The organism is Sporomusa aerivorans, from assembly GCF_041428895.1.
Classification (GTDB): Bacteria; Bacillota; Negativicutes; order Sporomusales; family Sporomusaceae; genus Sporomusa; species Sporomusa aerivorans.
Genome location: NZ_CP156926.1, coordinates 5,044,986 through 5,067,250, shown reverse-complemented (window position 1 = coordinate 5,067,250; position 22,265 = coordinate 5,044,986). Strand labels below are relative to the sequence as shown.

General features: G+C 45.4%; 19 protein-coding genes and 1 pseudogene. 18 read left to right on the top strand and 2 right to left on the bottom strand.

Going from position 1 to position 22,265, the window contains the following annotated elements; genetic code table 11:
- Positions 1 to 152: 152 nt before the first annotated feature.
- From SATMO3_RS24355 to SATMO3_RS24310, 10 genes and pseudogenes are all read left to right on the top strand, one after another.
- Positions 153 to 1,322 (top strand): hypothetical protein, encoded by a 1,170-nt coding sequence (locus tag SATMO3_RS24355; RefSeq protein ID WP_371372539.1) that lies wholly within the window; start codon positions 153 to 155, stop codon positions 1,320 to 1,322.
- 1,516 nt (positions 1,323 to 2,838) lie between these two features.
- Complete coding sequence (locus SATMO3_RS24350; protein ID WP_371372537.1) at positions 2,839 to 4,530, top strand: ShlB/FhaC/HecB family hemolysin secretion/activation protein; 1,692 nt, start codon at positions 2,839 to 2,841, stop codon at positions 4,528 to 4,530.
- Positions 4,531 to 4,543: 13 nt separating this feature from the next.
- The gene (locus tag SATMO3_RS24345; RefSeq protein ID WP_371372534.1) at positions 4,544 to 8,233 is read left to right on the top strand and encodes a beta strand repeat-containing protein; all 3,690 of its coding nucleotides are present in this window, start codon (positions 4,544 to 4,546) and stop codon (positions 8,231 to 8,233) included.
- Positions 8,187 to 8,417, top strand: coding sequence for a hypothetical protein (locus SATMO3_RS24340; RefSeq protein ID WP_371372532.1), 231 nt, complete (start codon positions 8,187 to 8,189; stop codon positions 8,415 to 8,417). Before SATMO3_RS24345 ends, SATMO3_RS24340 begins: the two co-directional genes overlap by 47 nt.
- 117 nt (positions 8,418 to 8,534) lie before the next feature.
- Positions 8,535 to 8,624 (top strand): annotated as a pseudogene (locus SATMO3_RS24335) (GLUG motif-containing protein); the annotation flags it as partial.
- A gap of 112 nt (positions 8,625 to 8,736) precedes the next feature.
- Positions 8,737 to 9,000, top strand: coding sequence for a hypothetical protein (locus tag SATMO3_RS24330; RefSeq protein WP_371372530.1), 264 nt, complete (start codon positions 8,737 to 8,739; stop codon positions 8,998 to 9,000).
- A gap of 94 nt (positions 9,001 to 9,094) precedes the next feature.
- Positions 9,095 to 9,535: a TonB-system energizer ExbB gene (exbB, locus tag SATMO3_RS24325; protein WP_371372528.1), complete on the top strand. Its 441-nt coding sequence runs from the start codon at positions 9,095 to 9,097 to the stop codon at positions 9,533 to 9,535.
- The gene (locus tag SATMO3_RS24320) at positions 9,516 to 9,896 is read left to right on the top strand and encodes an ExbD/TolR family protein (RefSeq protein ID WP_371372525.1); all 381 of its coding nucleotides are present in this window, start codon (positions 9,516 to 9,518) and stop codon (positions 9,894 to 9,896) included. Before exbB ends, SATMO3_RS24320 begins: the two co-directional genes overlap by 20 nt.
- 25 nt (positions 9,897 to 9,921) lie before the next feature.
- Positions 9,922 to 10,584, top strand: coding sequence for an energy transducer TonB (locus SATMO3_RS24315; protein ID WP_371381788.1), 663 nt, complete (start codon positions 9,922 to 9,924; stop codon positions 10,582 to 10,584).
- Between the two features lie 92 nt (positions 10,585 to 10,676).
- A complete protein-coding gene (locus SATMO3_RS24310; RefSeq protein WP_371372523.1) occupies positions 10,677 to 10,931 on the top strand; it encodes a hypothetical protein in 255 nt (84 codons plus the stop codon).
- Between the two features lie 295 nt (positions 10,932 to 11,226).
- Here SATMO3_RS24310 and SATMO3_RS24305 read toward each other — a convergent pair whose 3' ends face one another.
- The gene (locus SATMO3_RS24305) at positions 11,227 to 12,120 is read right to left on the bottom strand and encodes a radical SAM/SPASM domain-containing protein (RefSeq protein WP_371372521.1); all 894 of its coding nucleotides are present in this window, start codon (positions 12,118 to 12,120) and stop codon (positions 11,227 to 11,229) included.
- 527 nt (positions 12,121 to 12,647) lie between these two features.
- Between SATMO3_RS24305 and nadD the strand changes: the two genes are divergently transcribed.
- The 8 genes from nadD to SATMO3_RS24265 all read left to right on the top strand — a co-directional run bounded on the left by nadD (position 12,648) and on the right by SATMO3_RS24265 (position 21,219).
- Positions 12,648 to 13,250 (top strand): nicotinate (nicotinamide) nucleotide adenylyltransferase, encoded by a 603-nt coding sequence (gene nadD / locus SATMO3_RS24300; protein WP_371372519.1) that lies wholly within the window; start codon positions 12,648 to 12,650, stop codon positions 13,248 to 13,250.
- A gap of 25 nt (positions 13,251 to 13,275) precedes the next feature.
- A complete protein-coding gene (gene nadE / locus SATMO3_RS24295; protein ID WP_371372517.1) occupies positions 13,276 to 14,079 on the top strand; it encodes an ammonia-dependent NAD(+) synthetase in 804 nt (267 codons plus the stop codon).
- 18 nt (positions 14,080 to 14,097) lie between these two features.
- Positions 14,098 to 14,988 carry an NUDIX domain-containing protein gene (locus tag SATMO3_RS24290; RefSeq protein WP_371372515.1) on the top strand — a complete coding sequence of 297 codons (891 nt, stop codon included), beginning with the start codon at positions 14,098 to 14,100 and terminating at the stop codon, positions 14,986 to 14,988.
- A gap of 5 nt (positions 14,989 to 14,993) precedes the next feature.
- Positions 14,994 to 15,824, top strand: a complete 831-nt coding sequence (locus SATMO3_RS24285; RefSeq protein WP_371372512.1) for an NAD(+)/NADH kinase — start codon at positions 14,994 to 14,996, stop codon at positions 15,822 to 15,824.
- A gap of 19 nt (positions 15,825 to 15,843) precedes the next feature.
- Positions 15,844 to 16,806: a hypothetical protein gene (locus SATMO3_RS24280; protein WP_371372510.1), complete on the top strand. Its 963-nt coding sequence runs from the start codon at positions 15,844 to 15,846 to the stop codon at positions 16,804 to 16,806.
- Between the two features lie 215 nt (positions 16,807 to 17,021).
- Entirely contained in the window at positions 17,022 to 17,462 is a 441-nt protein-coding gene (locus SATMO3_RS24275) for a CBS domain-containing protein (protein WP_371372508.1), read from the top strand.
- A gap of 341 nt (positions 17,463 to 17,803) precedes the next feature.
- On the top strand, positions 17,804 to 19,714 hold the full coding sequence (locus tag SATMO3_RS24270) for a TonB-dependent receptor plug domain-containing protein (RefSeq protein WP_371372506.1): 1,911 nt from the start codon (positions 17,804 to 17,806) through the stop codon (positions 19,712 to 19,714).
- 179 nt (positions 19,715 to 19,893) lie between these two features.
- Entirely contained in the window at positions 19,894 to 21,219 is a 1,326-nt protein-coding gene (locus tag SATMO3_RS24265) for a PepSY-associated TM helix domain-containing protein (RefSeq protein WP_371372504.1), read from the top strand.
- 402 nt (positions 21,220 to 21,621) lie between these two features.
- Here the strand turns inward: SATMO3_RS24265 and SATMO3_RS24260 are convergent, their stop codons facing one another.
- The gene (locus SATMO3_RS24260) at positions 21,622 to 22,020 is read right to left on the bottom strand and encodes a thioesterase family protein (protein ID WP_371372502.1); all 399 of its coding nucleotides are present in this window, start codon (positions 22,018 to 22,020) and stop codon (positions 21,622 to 21,624) included.
- Positions 22,021 to 22,265 lie beyond the last annotated feature (245 nt).

Below are 22,265 nucleotides of genomic sequence, written 5' to 3'. Positions count from 1 at the left end.
AGCACAACCTGCGATAGGCAAGACACTCGGATAGTAAACGCAAAGGCTAGGTTTACTTGTCTCTAATTGACAATGATATAAATGGGCCAATATTAATAATTCAAAGGCAAACGTTATGCTGTAGGCTTTAAGACAATATAGGAGTGTGCATTATGAGGAAAATAGATTGGCATGCCGATCTAAATCAACTCGCCGACGAGTTGCCGAAGTTACATAAAAACCTATTTTTCAATCAGGAAGCAGACCAGTTTTATACCAGAATAAGAAAACTAAAAGACCGTGTAGATCATATGAATATCTACACGATCGTTATGGAGATTGCCCAAATAGTTGCCGCTATCGGGGATGCGCATACCGTGGTAGCACTGCCACGCCACAACCGGCTGCCTTTTGAATGCTATTGGTTTCAAGAGGGAATTTATATTACACTTACCACGCCAGAATTCGAAGATTTGCTTTTTCATAAAGTAGTTAATGTTGATGGAAATCCCATTGAAGATGTGATTAAACGCTTATCCAGAATCGTATCTTATGAGAACCAAAGTTTCTTAAAGTCTCAAATTCCTGATCATCTTATCTGTGCAGATATGCTTTTCGGTTTGAATATAATAAGCAAGATCGAAACTGTTCGGATCACAGTAGAAAACCAGTACCATGAGCAACGGGATGTCATCCTACCAGTAGTAAAATACGATGAATGGAAACCCGACGCTTTGTATGAAAAGGCAATGGCGTATGAGGAACTACCGCGCTATAGAAAAAACAAAGGTAAATATTTCTGGAGTGAATTCGATCGCGAGAAAAAGGTGTTATACATCAACTACAATAAGTGTCAGGATATGCCAACGCTTACGGTCAGAGACTTTTCAACCCAACTCACAAATGATATTGAAAGCAATGCCGATATACAAAAGTTAGTCATCGATCTTAGGAATAATGGCGGGGGAAATTCCGAGCTTTTTAAAGACTTTATGAAATGGCTCAGCATCTATAGCAGGCTAAATCGCCGGGACAAGCTATTTGTAATTGTTGGAAGAGATACGTTCTCTTCCGCTTTACTAAATACCTATTATTTGAAAAGAAATACACATGCGTTGTTTTTGGGTGAGCCAACTGGTGGCATGCCCAATCATTATGGTGAGGTGAAGTATTTATCCCTTAGCAGCTCCGGACTTTATATAAGATATTCTACTAAATATTATGAACTTGATGATGATAAACGTCTCCCTTCGTTTATGCCGGATGTGGAATTTCCCGTAAGGTTTAAGGATTATATCCAAAATGTAGATCCCTGTTTTGCTTGGATCACTGAGGAAGATTAATGACCAAGTAATAATGAATGCGGACATATGTTTAATAAAAGATACCACCTTATAAATATAAAAACACAGCCTGTCCAACAGTGCTGTGTTTTTTGGTAAATAAGCTTATTGACTTATCACAGCCGCTGAATTATCCTGAACAACTACATCGTCGACAAAGCAGGTGTTATCAGTTTTCCCAGCGTTTTACCTGACAATAGGCCCAGAGAACATACAGGCCAAAAGTTATAAAGGTTAAGATCATAATTAGAATCCAGTGACATAAGAAACCAATCCCGGTGCCGGTGAAAGCAAGCTGTCGGCTGCATACATATGTATTTGAGGCAATCCATCTTTGTTGTGCCGAATATGCCCAGGGGAAGAATAATCCTCTGACTTGTGTTCCGGATTCACCATATAAATTTATTGAAACTTCTTTCCAGAGGGAGTTTGAAGACGTTATTCAGAGTGGGTTTATGGATACTTAAAAGAAAAGTATAAGGGTGGAGTTTGGCATTGCGGGGATAAGGGACGCGATGTAGTTTTAAAAAGCTATTTTATATTTACGGTCTGGAAAAAAACTTATGTTACTTGGACATATCTGGCAGCATATCGCGGCTGCCGACAATATAACCAAGATTATTATGCAGCTTGAGATTCAATACGGTCATGACAGACAGGCTTTGTGGCGTTGCTAGAAGACGGGATTGCCCTGCAGTGTTGCAGTGGCAATCCCGTCTTTAGGCTATTTATAATCTGTTTGGCTTGTACCTGTATTTTACTAAGTAGCCCACTACACAATAAGTGGATCGCTCCCTGCTTTTGTAGTCATTAGTAGATTGAAATGAGCTTGGTTTAATTTTGCGACTGAAATATAATCGCAGAAACTCGCTTTACAGATTCAGACGGATAGACGCTAGAAAAGCCAGAAGTGGAGTAGAACAGATCATAGAAAAATAAGAAAAGAAGTATTGCTGTCTGATTTTGGGAACTTTGTCTTAAAATGAGACATAGTCTTTGCAGGATTTATATTATAAATAGCGAAACATAGCAAAAATAAACAAAAATAACATAATTTATAAATATAAATATAATGTTTTTGTTAGTTTATCTTAGTTGTAGATGGTATAACTCTTGCGAGTGAATATGTAAGAGTTGATAAATATAACAATCCTCGCTGTTAGGCATTGGGTTTCGAATGACTGAGAAATAATTGTAGCTGATTGATTAAAAGGTACGTTGGTGACACCGAAGTCCCGGCTTTAGGTTGTCGTCAACGTGCCTTTTTTGTTTTACCTGAACATATGCTAATCTCCGGCCGCCAACTGATAACTGAACGTATCTGTTTGGATATGGCAGCAATATGGATGATCAATGGGGGGGAGGAATTAGTAGGACACATTAACACAATAAACAAGGAGGTGTAAGAAATTGAGTTGCGCCGCCCAGCAAGCCGCAACGCCGGTTGTTGAGGCAGGTATGTATCAGAACTCATTATCCAAGGCGTATCTATGCGGAATGAAGAAAGGATGATTCTGTGAAAAAATTTGCATATCCCCAAAGCATAAAAGTTATCTGTTTTTTTACGCTGGTTTGTCAGGCGGCGGGCATCCCCGTCCTGGCTGCTCCTCCCGACAGCGGCAGCGCCTTGGAGAGCGTTAAACCGCCGGCGGTTCAGATGCCGGCCATCAAACCGCCTGAAATCATTGTTGAGGACCAGCAACTGCCGTCCGATACCGACAGTCAGCAGAAATTCCTGGTCAAAGCTTTCCGTATCACCGGCGAGTCACCCCTGCCGGCCGAAGAATTGACAAACCTCATTGACAGTGAAGCCGGTAAGGAAATCACCCTGGGCGATCTCAACAAACTGGCCAACCGCATTACCCAGCACCTTCGCCAGCAAGGCTATCTTGTTGCTTTTGCCTACATACCGCCGCAGGAAATCAAGGACGGCATCCTTGAGATGCGCGTCGTCCCCGGGAAATACGGCCAGGTTAAGGTAACCGGTACGGCCCGTTTTAACCAGGAACATCTGAAAGACATGCTGTTTTGTGCTAAACCGGGCCTGCTGATCACCAAAGGACCACTGGAAAGAGCGCTTTTACTGATCAACGACTTGTCCGGCGTCAGCTTCAAAGCAACCCTCACACCGGGTGAAACCGCCGGCACTGCGGACTTAGTCATCGCCGCGGCCGACACAGCCCCAATAAGCGCGATCTTGTTTGCCGATAACTGGGGCAACCGTTACACCGGCCGGACCCGTTACGGTACGCAGATCAGCGTAAACAATTTCGCCGGCAACGGCGACGCCTTTATTCTGGGTGGACTGTCCACCTTCGACGGCATTAATGATTACAATTTCGGCTACAGCGCCCCTCTCGGCCACAACGGGGCCAAACTGGACGTCAAATACTCCCATGTAGGCTATACTCTGGGTGAAGACTTCGCCGATATGGGGGCGACCGGCCGGGCCGCCATCATGAGCTACTCTGTGAGCTACCCCCTTGTCCGCAGCCGTACCTTTAGTCTCTATGGAACCCTGGGCTATGACAAGAAACATCTGCAGGACGACCTTGACACCTTCAGCACCCACTCGCCCCGCAGTAGCAGTCTCTGGAATCTCGGCCTGACCGGAAATTTCGCCGACAACTGGCTGGGGGGCGGCGCGAACGCTTTCGGTTTGACTCACTACCGGGGTAATCTCAGCTTTAAGGATGACATAGCCTTGGCAATTGATGACGCCACTGCCCAAACAGACGGGAACTTCAGCAAAACAGTGCTTACCTACCAGCGGCAGCAATACATAGCGAACAACCTCAACTTCAACGTTAATTTCACTGGCCAGTTGGCGGATAAAAATCTGGACTCCTCGGAGAAACTGTTTCTTGGCGGGGCTGACGGCGTCCGGGCTTACCCGCAGGGAGAGGCCTCCGGTGACCAGGGCTACAAATTTACCGGCGAATTCCGCTGGCGGCTGCCTGGTCTGTCAGGCGAGACAAGTAATCTTTATTTAAATACTTTCTATGATTATGGCAATGTAATGATTAATAAGCGCCCCTACAGCACGGGCGATAACCGGCGAAGTCTGATGGCGACAGGCCTGGGACTCATGTGGGCGAGGGACCGCGATTTAGCCGTCCGTATGGACTACGCGTGGAAGCTTCACAAAGAAGCGACGGATACCGACAATAACGGACGATTCTGGCTGCAAGGCGTGAAATATTTTTAAGGAGGTTTAAAGTATGCAAAGAACATGGAAACGGCGCTGGCTGCGCGTAACGAAAACACTTCTGTCACCGGTGGCAGCCGGCCTGCTTATCTTTAGCAGCTACAGCATGGCGTTGGCCAACCCGACCGGCGCTGCGGTAACGAGCGGCGCGGCTGCCATCAGCACGAGCGGCAGCACCCTGACTGTCAATCAAACCACCAATAAAGCCGTCATCAACTGGCAGAGTTTCTCGATCGGCAACGGTGAGACCGTGAATTTCATCCAGCCGGGAGCGACTTCCATTGCATTAAACCGGGTTATTGGCAATGACGCCTCAGCTATATACGGTACTTTGAACGCCAACGGCAAGGTGTACCTCATCAACCCCAACGGTATTCTGTTTGCCAAAGGGGCGCAGGTCAACGTGGGCGGGCTGGTGGCTTCGACCCTGAACCTGTCGGACAGCGACTTCTTAAGCGGCAGCTACACCTGGCAAAAAGGCGGCAGCGGCGGTGCGGTTATTAACCAGGGCACGATCAGTGCTGCCAATGAGGCAGTGCTCATTGGTCCTAAAGTAGCAAACGAAGGCGTAATTGCCGCGAAAGTGACCGGCCTGGCGGCGGGGAACAAAGTCAGCCTGGACTTTAGCGGCGACCAGCTTTTAAGCGTCACAGTCGACACCGGCGCAGCCGGCGGCAGCGCGGTGAACAGCGGCGCCATCACGGCCACGGGTGGCCTGGCGGTTATGAGCGCCGGCACAGCGGACGCGCTGCTGGGGACAGTAGTCAACAACAGCGGCGTGATCCGGGCGCAAAGCGTAACGAACGCGGGCGGCGTCATCCGGCTGGAAGGCGGCACGGTGACGAATAGCGGCGTATTGGACGCCAGTGGCAAAGCCAGCGGTCAGACAGGCGGCACAGTCAAAATGCTGGGCGATACCATTACCCTAGCCTCCGGCTCAATAATTGACGTATCAGGCGATGCTGGCGGCGGCACGGCTCTCATTGGCGGAGCCTATCAGGGCGGCGACAGCGAATATACCGCCACCACAACCACTGTGGAAAATGGGGCAACCATTAACGCTGACGCCATTACTACCGGCAACGGCGGCCAGGTAGTGGTCTGGGCTAATGATACAACAAACTATGCCGGGATCATCACGGCCCGCGGCGGCAGTGTGAGCGGCGACGGCGGCAATGTGGAGACCAGCGGCAAACAGACATTAAAGATTGACGACAGCGCCGTGGTGAATACCTTGGCAGCTAACGGCAAGACCGGCAACTGGCTGCTTGACCCGACGAACTTCACTATCGCCTCCACCGGCGGTGATATGACCGGGGCGGCACTGAGCGCCAAGCTCAATACGACAAATGTTGAAATCAAGAGCAGCGAAGGCAAAAGCGGTACCAACGGCAATATTAATGTCAATGATTCCGTTAGCTGGTCAGCGGATACCACGCTGACGCTAACAGCTGACAATAACATCAACATCAACAAAGCTGTTACGGCCACAGGCGGCAATGCCGGGCTGACTCTGACCGCGACCGGCGGCGACATCAATATCAATGCGCCGGTCACCCTGAGCGGAGTCAATGCGGCGCTGAATATGACCTACGACGGCGATTATAACATTCTCACCAAGGCCAGCTATAGCGGCGCAGTGCTGGACAGTAAGGGCAATCCGATAGCCAATACTGACACCAGCGGCGGCGTGTACGGTAGTATTACTCTCGCCGGGAGTAATGCCAGCCTGAATATCAATGGCAATGCCTATACGCTGATTCATAGTATGAGCCAACTAGATGCGCTCGACGGCTATAATTCGGTCATTGGTAGCGGGACAGCAAGCACACTCACCGGCTACTATGCCTTGGCGCAGGATTTGGATATCAGCGACACAATCTATACCAGTGCCCCAATATCCACCTTTAACGGGACATTAACTGGACTGGGACATTCCATCAGCAATCTTACCATTACTTCTACAAAGGGCTACTTGGGTCTGATAGGAACGACAAATAGCAGCAGCCTACTTCGCGACATAGGATTACTGAATGTGAAAATATCTGCCGGAGGCAGCTACGCCGGGGCATTAGTGGGTTATAATCAGGGAAATGTGAGTAATGCCTATAGTACGGGGAGTGTAACCGGAAGCAATGTTGGAGGACTGATTGGCTACAACATCGGAACTGATAGTAATCCTTTGATAGTCAGGGACTGCTACTCTAATGCAACGGTGTATGGTAGAACTTCGGGGGGCTTGATTGGAAAGGCCGCCTACACGAATGTGTATAATTCTCATGCAACTGGAGCAGTAAGCAGCGATGCCGGATATTCTGGCGGCTTGATTGCACAAACTGACAATGTAAGTGTTTACAATTCATATGCTACAGGCAACGTTACCGGCGCTGTAAACGCGGATGGCACAGCGAATAGCTATCTTTCATATGCAACCTATCTAGGGGGGCTTATCGGATACGCTAAAGGAGCAACCAATAATATTTATATTGATAGCTGCTTTGCTACCGGCAAAGTAACCGGCTTTACTGCTCTTGGAGGCCTTTTAGGTTATATCTCAATTACGGACACTAACGATAAAAACTACGTTATTACTAACAGCTATCATACAACCGGTGATGTAATCGGTAATATGCCATCATCCACTTCCGGTACTCTCTATGACGGTATCGGCGGTTTAGTAGGCTATTATACCGGATACTACAAGGGCACTAATTCACTGATAATATCCGATTGCTATGCTACTGGCGCTGTTAAGTATTCCGGGTATTATGGCAATTATGCCGGCGGTCTTGTTGGCAACATTGTTTATAAAGCCTCTATCACCGATTCTTATGCAGTGGTGGACGTAAGTGGTGGAAGCTATCTAAATTCGGGAGGATTTGGCGGCTTAGTAGGTGCCGCTAGCTCCCTAACTACGATCACTAATTGCTACGCTGGCGGCAAAGTCTCAGGTGCCCGATCGGTTGGCGGCTTAGTGGGTGCCAATAGTGGAGTAATTACTAACAGTTATGCTAGCGGGAATGTAAGTGGTTTTGGCAACAATCTTGCTGGAGTTGGTGGCCTAGTCGGAACAAACACCTTTGTAGGATCTATAATTGGTTCTTATGCCACCGGTGATGTCAGCGGTGCAGGCGGTAGTGCCAGCGGCGGTCTGGTAGGCTCCAATGCAGGCAGAATTGATAGGTCTTATTCCTCCGGTGGTGTAAATGCTCCTAACAGCTATACCGGTGGCATAGCCGGGATTAATTTTGGTGGCGGCATCATTACTGACAGTTACTATAATGCAAGCCTTAATAGCAGTTTGGATCAGACAAGCGACTATATTCCTCCGGGACAAACCGCAGGTATGGTGGACGGAGGCGGTGGCCTGACGGAGTTGCAAATGCGTGATGTCCAATATTACGCCAACGGCACCATCGACCAGGTAACGGCCACCCGGGCCGCGGCACAGGTGGCGGCCGGCGATCAGCAGGCCTCACTGCAGCAAATCAACGCGCAGGCCGTGCAGACAGCCGGTCAAATGAGCGCGCCCGCCACCGACCCGCTGCAGAATCTGACGGCCGGGCTTACTCCGAAGGACCTGTTGCAACTGCCGGGAATGCGGCCTGAAACTCTGCTGGATACCGGCTCGGCCCGCATTCAGTCGGTGGAAGTCAATGGTATCGGGTATCAATTGGAAGAAGACGATAATCAAAACAGTTAAGGTAGGAAATGTTGAAGCAAATCCAAGTTCGTATTTTCTTGGCGGCTTAGTCGGACAAGTTTCTGAAGGTGCAACAGTATCCGATTCCTGGGCGGACGTAAACGTATCCGATGGTGACTATATCGGCGGTTTGGTTGGCAGAAATTACGGACGATTATCCGGGGAGCCGCCTATAGCAATGTGACCAGCCAGACTAGAGACCATTTGGGCACGATCGTTTATGGTACAGATGCCGGGGGATTAGTCGGGCAAAATATTGGCATAATTTAGAGACTCAACGGCCAGCGGCTCTGTAACTGTCAATAATGTGGGCGGAATAGTCGGGAATGTTTATGGAGGTTCAGTGACCAATTCTTATCGGAATGTCGACTCCACCCGGTCAAAGCGATGATTTTGGAACAATCAAGGATGGCGTATCGCCGATATTATCAAACAATCAAGGCCTGACCAATTTACAGTTCCGCGACATTCAATATTACCTCGACGGTACCATTGGCTAGGTAATGGCCACCCGTGCCGGTGCGCAGGTGGCGGCGGGTGATCAGCATGCCTTGCGGCAGCAAATCAGTGCGCAGGCCGCTCAGAATATCAGCCAAATGAGCGCTCCTGCCGCCGATCCCCTGCAGGAGTTTACTGCCGGGCTTACGCCGGACGAGCTGTTGAAAGCGCCGGGACTGAGATCTGAAACTCCGCTGAATGCCGGTTCGGCCCGTATCCAGTCAGTGGAAGTCAACGGCGTCGATTATCAACTGGAAGAAGAGGAGTAAGCCTGAGGTCAGGCTGCTCCGCCGGTTGGTAGAGGTACTTAGCAGGTACGGATATAACAAAATAAAAGCTTATTACTCGTTGAGGAGGACTAACATGCTTACCAATTTTTTACCACATGCAATTGACTACGGTATTATCGGCATTTTGGTGGCAATGAGTGTACTCGTTGTCGCGATCGCGGTGGAACGCTACTCTTTTTACCGGCGTATCCGTATTGCCGATTTTGAAGATATTAAATCGTTAGAACTCACCCTGACTGAAAAGCTGTTTGTCATCGCCTCGGTGGGGAGCAATGCTCCCTACCTGGGGCTTTTAGGCACTGTGCTGGGGATTATGCTGACCTTTTACAATATGGGCACCGATGCAGCCATGGATACCGGCAAGATTATGACCGGTCTGGCACTGGCTCTCAAGGCGACCGCCGTGGGATTGGTAGTGGCGCTGGTGGCGGTTGTGCTGTACAATGCCCTGCTGAGAAAAGTAAAAGTATTAATGCTGGAATGGGAGATTGCCAATGGACGAAAAACCGTTTGAAACTATGAATGTGATTCCCTTCGTGGACATCATGCTGGTGCTGCTCACAATTGTTTTGGTTACGTCCAGTTTTATTGCCAACGGGACCATTCCGGTCAATCTGCCGCAGGCTACCCAAACCGTTATAGAAGCCGACAAGGCCTCGGTGATCGAACTTGGTAAAGCCGGCGATCTTTACTTTAAAGGTAAAGCAGTTACGCTGGACAATCTTAAGGCCGAACTCCAGCCACTGGGGCGGGACACCAGTCTTATCATCCGGGCGGACAGGGATATCACACTGCAGCATTTCATTGACGTGGCCGACATCTTAAAGCAAATGAACTTCAAAAAAGTCGCGGTGCAGACCAAGACTGGAACGTGACCAGGAAAGGAGGCAGTAAGGTTTGATGCTAGGAAAAATCAACTTTTATCACGGGCTTGCAATTTCTTTGCTTTTACATGCAAGCCTTGCCTTGCCTTTTCTTTTTTCTCTCTGGCACATACCCGAACCGGATAGAAGTGAAAAGCTGAATATTGAGCTTTTCGGCATGGTTTCCACCCGGCAAATGCAGGAAATGCGTGCGGGCAACGAAGTTCCCCGGCCAACGCCGCAGGCTGCGCAGGCTGAGAACAAGCCGGTCGTCAAAAATGATGATCAATATCGGACGGTAACGACAGAGAGTCCGGTGAAGGTGGGGAAAGAGGAAGAGGCGGTTCCCGTATTAGCTCCCGCCAATGAGGGGGACAGAATGGAGCGAAAGCAGCAAAGGATACAAACGTATTCGATGGCTGATCTTCTTAGAAGCTATGTGGCCAAGGTAACCAGGCAAATTCAGGGAAATCTCGTGTTTCCCAAAGAAGTCAGGGAAAATGATGTGGAAGCCGTTTCGGTCATCGCGTTTACCATTACTCCCAGCGGCAATATAAGGGAGGATTCACTGCGAATAAAAAAGAGCAGCGGCTATAGTGCCCTGGATGCCAGTGCGTTGCAATCGGCGCGAGCCAGTGCACCGTTTGAAAAGCCGCCGATGGAAATTGACATAGCGATCGGCGTATCTTTTGAACGTTGACAAGTTTTAGAGGCGAGCTAAACGGATATGCCGACAAAGCTTACGGATAAGAAGAATGACAATAAAAAAGGAAAAGGAGTAGGATTACTGCTATGAATAAGGAAATTTTCGCCGACGGCGTTAGTGCCGTCCATGTTACCGGCAATCTTGTACGCATTGACCTGCTGACAGTGCAGCCGCACCTTAAAAGTGACAATGGTCAGCCTGTAATTGAAGTCAATCAGCGAATCATCATGCCGTTGGAAGGGTTCGTCCAGTCGCTGGCGGTGCAGCAGAACATTGTCAAGCAGCTTGTCGCGGCTGGGGTGCTGAAACAAAATGCGCCGGAGGCGGAAATGGGAATGTAAATGTAAATAATAGGCGTTTCATCCCTAGCAGACTTCGAAGAGAAGCCAGTCTTGGCTATCTACAAGTGCTGGTTCGGATTTCCCATCTCTCTGTCTGATCAGATGGAGCAGACGATCATATTGGTTATTTAGATAAAAAAGCAAAAGGGACGGTTCTCTTGCTACCTGCCAAACGGTAGTATAAGAACCGCCCCGATGCTTACGTCCAAGTGACAACGAAGAATTATTGTATCTCAGAGTCACTATTTCTCGCCATGGGAACATTTAAATTATACAAAAGTGTCTGCAGTCCCTCCTACAGCATCGAATCACAACCACGGCACAAATCAATATCATACCTGCCTCTGGCAATCTTTTCACGAATAGCTCGGTACTTCTCCCCATGCCAAACATCGCCGACTGTCTCGGTTGTTAAATCACCTAAAGTCATAGTTCCTAAAGCATCATTGCAGCACAAGCTGACTTTACCGTCAGGACGGACAACCATTTGGCGGAAAGGTAAGAAGCAACCATAATTCAAAGTTGCAATATTTTCCTGCTTTCGGTTAGGCGCCTGGCCGCCCCGGGTACTGAGAACGTCATTGAGCTTTCTTAGACGTATTCTTACTTTATCAAGATATAGTTTGTTATTACGGCAATAGTTGTGGATGGCTTTTACAGGAGTAATTAATCTTAAACGGTCATTGTAATTATCAATATACATTCTATCCAGATGTTTCATAATACCCAGGAATTTTTCCAGTGTAAGTAACGTTCCGTTGGTATACAAATACAGATGATTATTGGGAAGCTGTTCTTTGGCAATTCGGGCCAGGTCGACTATCCGCTCATCCAGAAAAGGTTCATTATTAGAATATAGCCCTACAGAGCCGGAGTAATTTAAGTCTTTGAGCTGCTGTAAAATGGAAATAAACAGATCCTGGTCCATTAGCCTGAACTCCCGGGTATCGGCGTTCTTGTTTACCGGACAGAAAGAGCAAGTGCTGTTACAGCGGTTGAGGGTTTCGATCTCAATTGTATGGAATAGCGGGTAATAGCCCGTATCTTTATAAATATTGTGATAGTCAGTCACTGCCTGAGTAATTCTTTTTTCATATTTTCTCCGTTTTAAGTTCTCCCGCCAAGAATGTATCTTTGGGAAATGACTTTTAAAATAATATTTGAAGATGTTTTCGTAATTAATGAGCATATTAGAAATCTCCTTCTGTAGCCACGCGTGATGTTAAATCAATATATTTATTGTAACATACTAGATATAAATGGAAAGCCTGTTTAACTTTAAATCTTTAAAAATTGCAGTCTGGCGGAAACACTGACGGGTTCTGCTATCGTGTTTTCCTGTTGTATCTTGATACTGTAGCAACGCACGAATGTGATCGCATGTGTAGGGGAGATTAATCCTGCACACGCGGTCCTTTTTAATTTCTCCTGTAAAATTCCCTTCACGGGAACTTGCAGGAGGGCATAGAGAACCTCCGACTGTAAAAAAAGAGGGTAACTTGATGTGGGATTTTAGCGAATCGGCCGGCGCATTTCCCGCCGGTTGCGTATTAACTTTGAGAATCTCAATTCGCGTAAAAAACGCTTGACATCCATTCTTCTGTTCGGTATGATAGGAACAATGGATGATATATTCAATATGAATATATCAAAGAATAAAAGAAATACTTAAAGAGTAAAGCGAAATTTTCATTACAAACATAAGGAGGATGGAACATGAAAGTTGGCATCTATGGTTCGTCGTTCAATCCAATCACTAACGGTCATCTTTGGACAGCAAATACGGTAGCTGACAGGCAAAAACTGGCTAAGGTTATTTTCCTGCCTTCCTCCAGTAAACGAATGGATAAAAGCATAACCACTCAGGATTTTCACCGTCTCGAAATGTTAAAATTAGCGATTGCCGGCAATGAAAAATTCGAATACAGCGATTATGAAATGAAGGCAAATGTAGGAACATATTATACTTACTACACCATGGAATATTTTAAAAAACTGTACCCCTCTGCCGAAGTGTTTTTTATCATGGGCGCCGATTTATTAAAAGAAATTCCTGACTGGAAATACAGCGAGGAATTAATTAAAAATAATCGTTTCATAGTAATGGAACGAAATGACATCAATATGTACAGAGTAATAGCCGGGAGTGTGCTTTTGCGGCGGTATGAACAACAATTTATTCTGATGGGGAAGGGAATTGTCAATGAAATAAGCTCCAGTTATATCCGGGAAGAATTTGAATTCGGCGGTGACCCCAGATACCTGCTGCCGGAAGCCGTTTATCAATACATACGGGAAAACCAGGTATATACAATATAAGATTAAGGCCAGGGGAGGAGAACAAATGATAAATAAAAAAATCCAAAAGCAAATTATTACGGAGTTACAGGTAAAACCGGAAATTGAGCCGGCGGAGGAAGTTGGCAGGAGAATCGATTTCCTCTGCAGCTTTCTTAACACCAGCGGCTTAAAAGGCTTTGTCTTAGGTATTTCAGGCGGTCAGGACTCCACCCTTGCGGGTAAATTAGCGCAAGGAGCAGTCCAAAAAGCCGGGGGCGCATTTATTGCCATGAGATTACCCTATGGCACCCAGGTAGACGCCGATGATGTGGAGCTTGCCCTAAATTTTATCAAACCGGATGAAGTTATCCATTTTGATATCAAACCCACGGTTGACGCCCTCTGTTCTACTTATGAAATGGCAGCAGGCAAAGCGTTAACCGATTACCATAAAGGGAATGTTAAAGCAAGGGTCCGCATGGCGGTGCAGTATGCCGTCGCCGGTCAACGCAATATGGCGGTTATCGGCACAGACCACGCCTCAGAAAACGTAACCCGTTTCTTTACCAAATTCGGCGACGGAGCGGCCGATATTTTACCCCTGTTTGGTATAACTAAATTTCAGGGAAGAGCAATGCTGAGAACATTCCCGGGTCATCCGGAGAAAATTTGCGCTAAAAGCCCTACGCCTGATTTGCTTGATGATATCCCGGCCAGACCGGATGAAGAGGAACTGGGCATCACCTATCAGGCGATTGAAGACTTCCTGACCGGGAAGGAGGTAGACGATAAAACCTTCAACCGTATTTATGAGCTGTATGTAAAAGGCAGCCATAAGGCAAGAACGCCGATAACCCCGTATGCTTAAGGAGTGTGATAAGTATAAATGGAACAATTGACAAAAGAGGAGTTTAACGCTCGCCATAATATGAAAGTTGCTACCGATATAGTACTGTTTACAGTACGGGACGAGAGTATTGACAATCCCCGTAAAACCCCGGAACTCAAATTACAGGTGTTGTTAATAAAACGAAAATCGTCAGCCGAAAAAGGCAAGTGGGCCTTGCCCGGCGGAGCGGTGGAAAACAACGAAGATGTCCATACGGCGGCCTACCGCGAACTCAAAGAAGAAACCAATATTGACAATGTCTATATCGAGCAATTGTATACCTGGGGCAAGCATGACCGCGATCCACGGGCTCAGGCAGACCCGCAGAACCGGGCGGTAAGTGTGTCGTATATGGCGCTGGTGGACAGTGAAAAGCTCAATATTCAAGCCGGGGATGACGCCGAGGATGCCCAATGGTTCACAATTGAAGCCAAACTGATCAGCAAGACAGAAAAGCCCCGGATAAGCGGGTTTGATATGGAATATCTTTATGAACTGCATTTAGCCAACACCGCTCATGCTTTTACCAGTCAGGTGATTGTAAAAAGAATGATTGACGGCTCGATAGTGAAGACCGAATTGGCATTCCGGGAATCGCCGATTGCTTTCGATCATGCGCAAATTCTGTACTATGCGCTGGAGAGACTGCGTAACAAAACAGAATATACGAATATTGCCTTCAACCTGATGCCGGAACTGTTTACTCTGGGCGAAATACAAAAGGCGTACGAAGTTATTCTCGGTAAAAAGCTGAATGATTCCAATTTTCGTACCCGCACAATTAAAAACATGGTCATCGAGACAAATCAAAAACGCAAAGAAGGGCAATATCGTCACGGGAAACTCTATCGGTATAATCCCGCATGGTCCCGGGATAACATTTGGTGATTGCTATGCGATTCGGAATTGTACGGAATCCTTATAAACCTCTTGCCGAAGCCTTCCTGGCAAAAATGAGTGCCTGCATAAATTCAGTTGGGGCGGCGGCTGTTCCGTTCTATCCTGACAACGCCATTCCGGAAGTGGATATGGTTATTTCTGTCGGCGGCGACGGCACCATGCTGGCTACTGCCAGACAGGTTAAGGAAATTCCCATTTTGGGAATTAATCTTGGCCATCTGGGATTTTTAACGAATATTGAATTTGATTGCTTAAATGAGAAAGAAAGCTTCGTAAAGCTGAGGCAGACTTTCCTTAAAATCACACAGGGTCGATACAGTATCGACAAGCGGTGCCGCATCGAACCTGTCATTAAAAGAAATAATGAAGAATTTGCCTGTTATACAGCGCTGAACGATGTCGTCGTTAAAGGCGCGATCGCGAAACTAATCAGGCTACGGGTAGCTATCGGGGGAGAAGCTGTGGGCAATTTCCCGGCCGACGGCATCATTATCTCTACGGCAACCGGTTCTACCGGTTACTCGCTTTCCTGTGGCGGGCCCATTATACCACCTGATACCGCTGTCAACATTATTACCCCGATTTCCAGCCATCTGCTTACCGCCCGTCCCCTGGTCGCCGGCAATGATAAAGAAATAAAAATAGTAGCGGAAGCTTATCATAAAAAAGTGCTAGTATCGGTAGACGGGCAAGTGGATAGGGAATTGGCAGCAGGCGATGAAGTAATTGTAAGAAAGGCCAAGTTTACTACCAATTTAGTGCGCATACAAGAAGAAGCCTTTTATCCGCTGTTAGCCAGAAAGCTGAATTGGTCTAATTGTTAAATAGAAGGGAGAATTATATATGACTTTGCCGAAGTTTTATGACCCTTCGTTGGTGGGAACCTTGTATATGCCGCGTAAAGCGGCAATCCGGGCAGCGGTAAACGAAAATAAACATGAATTTAAAGGCGATACTGCCGGCAATCAAACCTCCATTCTGATTATTGATGCGCAAGGCGACTTTTGTTTACCGGGAGGAAGTCTGTTTGTTCCGGGGGCGGTCGAGGATAATACCCGGCTAATTGAATTTTTGTACAGGAATATCGAGCAAATCAAATACCTGGACTTCACCCTCGATACCCACCGGTATGTACAGGTTTTTTTTCCTTTGTTCTGGCGGGACAGTCAGGGAAATCATCCCGAACCATATACCGTAATATCCTATGCCGATGTTGTTGCCGGCAGGTGGATTCCGGCTTTGGCGGCTGAGATAGTACGCGAATATCTGCGTCAGCTTGAAAGTACCGGAAAATACAAATTAACGATATGGGAGTATCATACCGACGAGGGCTCGGTGGGCGGGGCTTTAGCGCCGGCGCTTACCGAGCTGGCTGTTTATCATTCCTTGTTATGGGAGACCGATCCTACGTTTCACCGCAAAGGGTTAAGGGAGTTTTCCGAGTGCTACAGTGTCTTCGGTGAAGAAGTAAGAGCGGTAACCGTTGCCGGCAAACAAGTTTCGCTGGGACAGTATAATGACAAATTGCTGGCGAGTCTGTTAAACAGAGAAAGGATATATGTAGCGGGGCAGGCAGCCAGTCACTGCGTAAAGGCAACGCTGGAAGACATTATCTTTTATGCACAAAATAATCTGTCTAACCCCGTGGAATTCCTTTCTAAATTCTACATCCTTGAAGATTGTATGAGTCCTGTCCCAGCTATTCCCGGTGTTGTGGATTTCCCCCAAATCGCCCGGGCGGCTTTACACAGCTTTGCAGCAGCCGGAATGCAGGTGGTAAAATCCACCGAAGACACGGGCTGTTAACAGAAGAACTGTCTAAAGTCAGGAGGCGTGATGTCGGTAACTCTGTCTCATTGAGCGTTTTATTGGCACCATAAAATATCGGTAGCGAGTTCAATGCTTTCAATAACTTACCTCTTTATATAATTCTTCAGCAGTAGTATACTGGAAGTGCGGTTCATGAGAATTTTCCTGTACAGGCGAATTTAGATAGCTTTTCGCTGCTATTGGAGGAGCGTATGAATATTGCATTTTTCCTGATCCCCAAAAACGAAGTAGTCTACATGCCTCTGAATTCCACGATGCGCCAAGCGCTCGAAAGAATGGAGTACCATCGTTATACTGCTGTTCCGCTTATCGACGAATTGGGTAAATATGCTGGGACTATTACTGAAGGGGATTTCCTGTGGAAGGTGAAAAATACACCTGGATTAACCTTCTTTGATACCGAGCGAATCCTTATAAAGGATATTCCCCGGAGAATGACCAATAATCCGGTGCATATCAATTCTCAAATACAAGATCTGCTCTCATTGGCTATTGCGCAAAACTTCGTTCCGGTAGTTGATGACAGTGGCATATTTATCGGAATCGTTCGTCGTAGGGAAATTATCGAATACTATGCGCAGCTTATCAAAAATTCATCTTCGCATGAATTATTAACAGATTCCCACGATTAAATCTTAAGTGTGATACATAAGTATTTTAAAAAACCCCTGATAAGGACTTTTTATAATGTCCATTATCAGGGGTTATGTTTATTCTAAGGGATTTTGCTTATAATTTAGAACTCTTCTTACTTTCGTCCTTTGCAGGAATTTGCCAAGATCAATAATATATCGCTCGTGCATACCTTCGCCGATTAACTCTTTGTCATCAAAGTCTGATTCTAATAGTAACAGCTTTATAATTAAATTCTTGACAATAATAAAATTATTCTATAATATAACAAAAGAAATGATAATGATAATTGATATCAAGTGTCTAAAAAAATGAAGCGCTTAATAAAGGAGAGATATTAATGAACAGAAGGACAAAGGGACTACTGTTCGGCTTAATCTGCGGAGCAATATCATTGGGAGTAACAAATGATATATATGCAGAAGAACAGGAATTTGATTTTGATGAATATGTTGTGACCGCAAGCCGTATCCCAGTAAAAAAGAATGAAGTGGCAGCCAATGTTACCGTTATCGGAAAAGAAGAAATCGAAAAGGGTGCTTATAGTAAAATATCTGATATTTTGACCAGAAATAATGTAACGATGGGAACAAGTAGTGTTGCTTCTTACCCGATTATTAATGGCGATGATCGTGTTCTTATCATGGTGGATGGTCGAAAAATGAATTGGTCGCATTATGTCACCAATGGAAGCTTTAATGGCCTGAACATTGATAATATAGCCGTAAAGAATATTGAACGTATTGAAATTGTGCGCGGTCCCAATTCTTCCCTATACGGCAGTGCTGCTGTCGGGGGCGTTATTAACATCATTACAAAACAGGCAAAAGAAAACAATACTATACTAACAACCGAATTTGGTACATGGAATTCGCAGCGATATGCCTTAACAACAGAAGGCGTCGAGAAGGATATCAGCTATATATTTACATATGATAAACAAAAGCGAGATAATTTTGATTATAAAAATCCAAAAACAGGACAAAATAGAGAATTTAATTCCAGTGAGATTGATAAAGAGTATACAAACTTACGTATAGATAAACAACTTGGTAATGACGATGAACTTTCTTTGACAGTAGAAAGTATGGAAAGTAATGGTGGCTTTGGTCTTTGTTTGAGGGATGTGGATACTGGTGTTGTCTATAATCCGGATACGCGCAGAAAACTTTCCGATTTTAATGTCGCGTTGACCTATTCATGGAATAAAGACAAGGGTGCAGCAAATAGTTTTCGTATTTATCAAAATAATAGTGAAGCAACTACCCATTACTCTACTAGTCTTTATAAATATGATGTTAAAGCAACTGGGGCGGAATGGCAGCAAAGCTGGATGGTAAATGAGAAATCTTCCTTGGTTGGTGGCGCCGAGCTTCGCAAGGACCAATCTAAAGAACTAACCAGCGGTACAAATTTAAAAGGTGAGATTACAACGAGTGCGTTATTTGTAGAAAACCGTTTGAAGTTAAAGAATGATTTGGCTTTAACATTGGGCAGCCGCTATGATCACCATAGTACGTTTGGGGGTGATGTTACTTCCCATATATCTCTAAATAAAGCGTTATCGCCAGAGACAAATGTGTATGTATCCTGGGGGCAGGCTGTTAAAAACCCGAGAATACTAGATTTATATGCCAATACACCATCCTGGCTGGGAAATAAAGATTTAAAACCGGAAACGGCTGATACCATTACAATCGGGATGGATACAAAACTAGATGGGAAAACAACGTTGCAGTCCAGTATCTATAAAAGCGATTTGAAAAATGCAATAGCATGGCAGAGTAATGTAGTTGGAAGCCAAGGGATGTACGTCAATATTAACCGTGAAAAAAGGCAAGGATTAGAATTAAATATAAAGAGACAATTGTCTGATCAGTGGAATGTGAATGCAGGGTACTCTTATTCAAAAGTGGAGAAACAAAATGGTACAGATGCCTATGCTTTAGATCTCTTAAATACTCGTCCTAACGGTTATTCTCTAGGCGTTCAGTATAAGCAGGATAAATGGGATGCCGGCTTAATGATGCTGGCAGCAACCGGGCGCAGTGAGAAAGCATATACCTCAGATTCGTATCTAACCTTGGATATGAACCTGCGTTATCAGGCTGCAAAGGATACAATGGTGTACTTGAAAGGCTATAACCTGACTAATGAAGCTTATGAAATGGTTAGCTATTCTACTACTGCGCCGGGAAAATATCCAATGGCAGGGAGAAGCTTTGTCATTGGAGTGGAGCAACGTTTATAAGTTTTATATCAGGGATACTTATCAAAGGGGAACTTATATATAAATTAAATAGGTACTGTCCACAGTAGAGTGAGCAGTACCTATTTAATTTTAAGAGCATTTCTATAATCATTAAAAAAGTTCTTACTTAAAGATGTCATATAAAATGCTTTTATGTACGGTAAGGAGAATTAAGCATAATGGTGAGTAACCTAAATAGGTGGTATGCATTTCATAAATGGACTAGCTTAATATGTTCAATTTTCTTATTGATTATGTGTATTACGGGGTTGCCTTTGATTTTTCTTGAGGAAATCAATGATTTATCTAGTGTATATAATCAGCCGGTGCCTAGGATGTCGAGCAATAATTATCCTTTCCATGTTGAACAGATGGTAACATCTATTCAAAAAAACTATCCACGTGAGAAGTTCTATTATATACATTTTGAAGATGAAAAAAATCATATTATTGTTGGTTTAACCCCTTCTCAAATGTCGTACAGCAATGTATCTCATAGACTTGTATTTAATACTAGTACTGCTCGAGTAACAGAAGAAATTACATCCGTTACCCGATCCAATTTTTTAGGTTTGATAAAGGGACTGCACCATAATCTAATGGCTGGGACAAGAGGAGAAGTAGCTCTTGCTGCCATTGGTCTTTTATTCCTAATAGCCTTACTATCAGGTATGGTACTATATGGTCCTTTTTCTAAAAGGTCGTCTTTTGGCACTATTCGCCAATTAGGGGCTCCACGTCTTATGTGGATGGATTTACACAAAATGTTAGGTGTCAGTGTTTTAATATGGATCTTCGTGGTTAGCCTTACGGGTGTTCTTCTAACTATGCGTGGACCAATTTATCATGCATGGGCAAAACCCGTGATAGATGGAGCATTGATATCTTACCAAGGAAAGCCTCTGTCCGAAAAGCTAATTCCCCTTCAACAGGTGATAAATACAATTCATAGAAACATGCCGGGAGAAAAGATTGATCTCATTACCTACCCAGGTCAACGGGGAAACCCTAGTCCTTATCATTACTTCGTGTGGACACAAGGTATGACTCCTTTGACTGAACATTTATATACACCAGTCTTAGTGGATGCTGAAACCGGGGAGATAACTACCGTAGTGAAGCGTCCTTGGTATGCTGCTATCGTAGGTTTTGCATATCCATTACATGTGGGTAACTACGGTGGTTTACCCCTTAAAATTCTTTGGGCCTTATTTGATCTTCTTACTATTGGTATGCTAACAAGTGGGATATACGGATGGTTTATTAGAGATAAGAAAAATACGCCTTGCCCAGTACACGAGAAGCATACCGAAATTCCTCAATATACTCGTTCTTCTCGCCAAATTTGGGGATTTCCCATAGGTATTGGTATTATGACAATTATTGGACTAATAAGCTCTTTAATGGGGATAGGTGCCTGGCGGTGGATATCGTGGATAAACCTTACTCTGCCAATAGTCATTGCTGTCTGGTTCGGATTTACCAATTGGAAGAGCAGGCGATGAAGAATATCAATATAACGCTAAAGCATTCCCGCATTGAACTTCGATGTATTTGATTCATGTTGAGTTATTAGATACTAGGGTTAGCAGATATTCTTTAGTGTGCTTTTTTGACTCCGTTCATACTGAAACCGTAGAATTTATCCTGTAACTAACCCGCACTAAGACTCCTGCCTCTAGAAGCGGGGGATAAGTGCGGGTTAATTCCTGGATAAGGGCGACTAAACTTCAGGTGGGGGTAAAACCCCACCTGAAGCTAAGTCTACTTTATAAAATTTCAGCAGCGCCGGGAGGCCTTGTTTAAGGAAAAAAACGGCCGGTTTGAACCGGGAGGACCGGCGCAGTCTGCGGTTGTACCTGACATTATCAGGGGCTATGTTTATTCTAAGTGGTTTTGCTTATAATTTAGGAACTCTTCTTTGCTTCCGTCCTTTGCAGGAATTTGCTAAGGTCAATAATATATCGCTCATGCGTACCTTCGCCGATTAGCTCTTTGTCATCAAAAGCTTTGACAGCGAAAGTCAGCTTTTTGCCGGTAATCCCGGTAAGTTCGGCAGTGGCCCGAACCTGCATGCCCACAGGAGTTGCCGCCAGATGCTTGACTTTTAGGTCAGTTCCTACTGTTGCCATACCTGCGGGTAAGTGCGGGTCGACGGCTGACAGGCAGGTGCCTTCCATAAGGCCTATCATAGCAGGTGTCGCATATACTGCTACGCCGCCGCTGCCGTATTTTATTGCTGTGTTGTCGCTCATAACCTGTTCTGTTTTTTCGGCTTTCATACCGATATGTAGATTGTACTCCATGTTGACTCTCCTTTACTATTGATTAGTACTCAAATAGTATTTGTCCGCCACCTCTCATTATTCCTGCTAAATAGGACAGTCAGCTATAGCGAAAGCTAAACCAGCCTGAATCGAATAGATCAGTAAGATGGAAGGACTAGAGCAGGTTTTCTTGCTTCTTTGTTAACAAATAGCTAGGGAATCGAATGGTCAGAATCTCTTGACACCCCGCCAACATAAACTAAAAGGACGGCTGAGTAAGAACG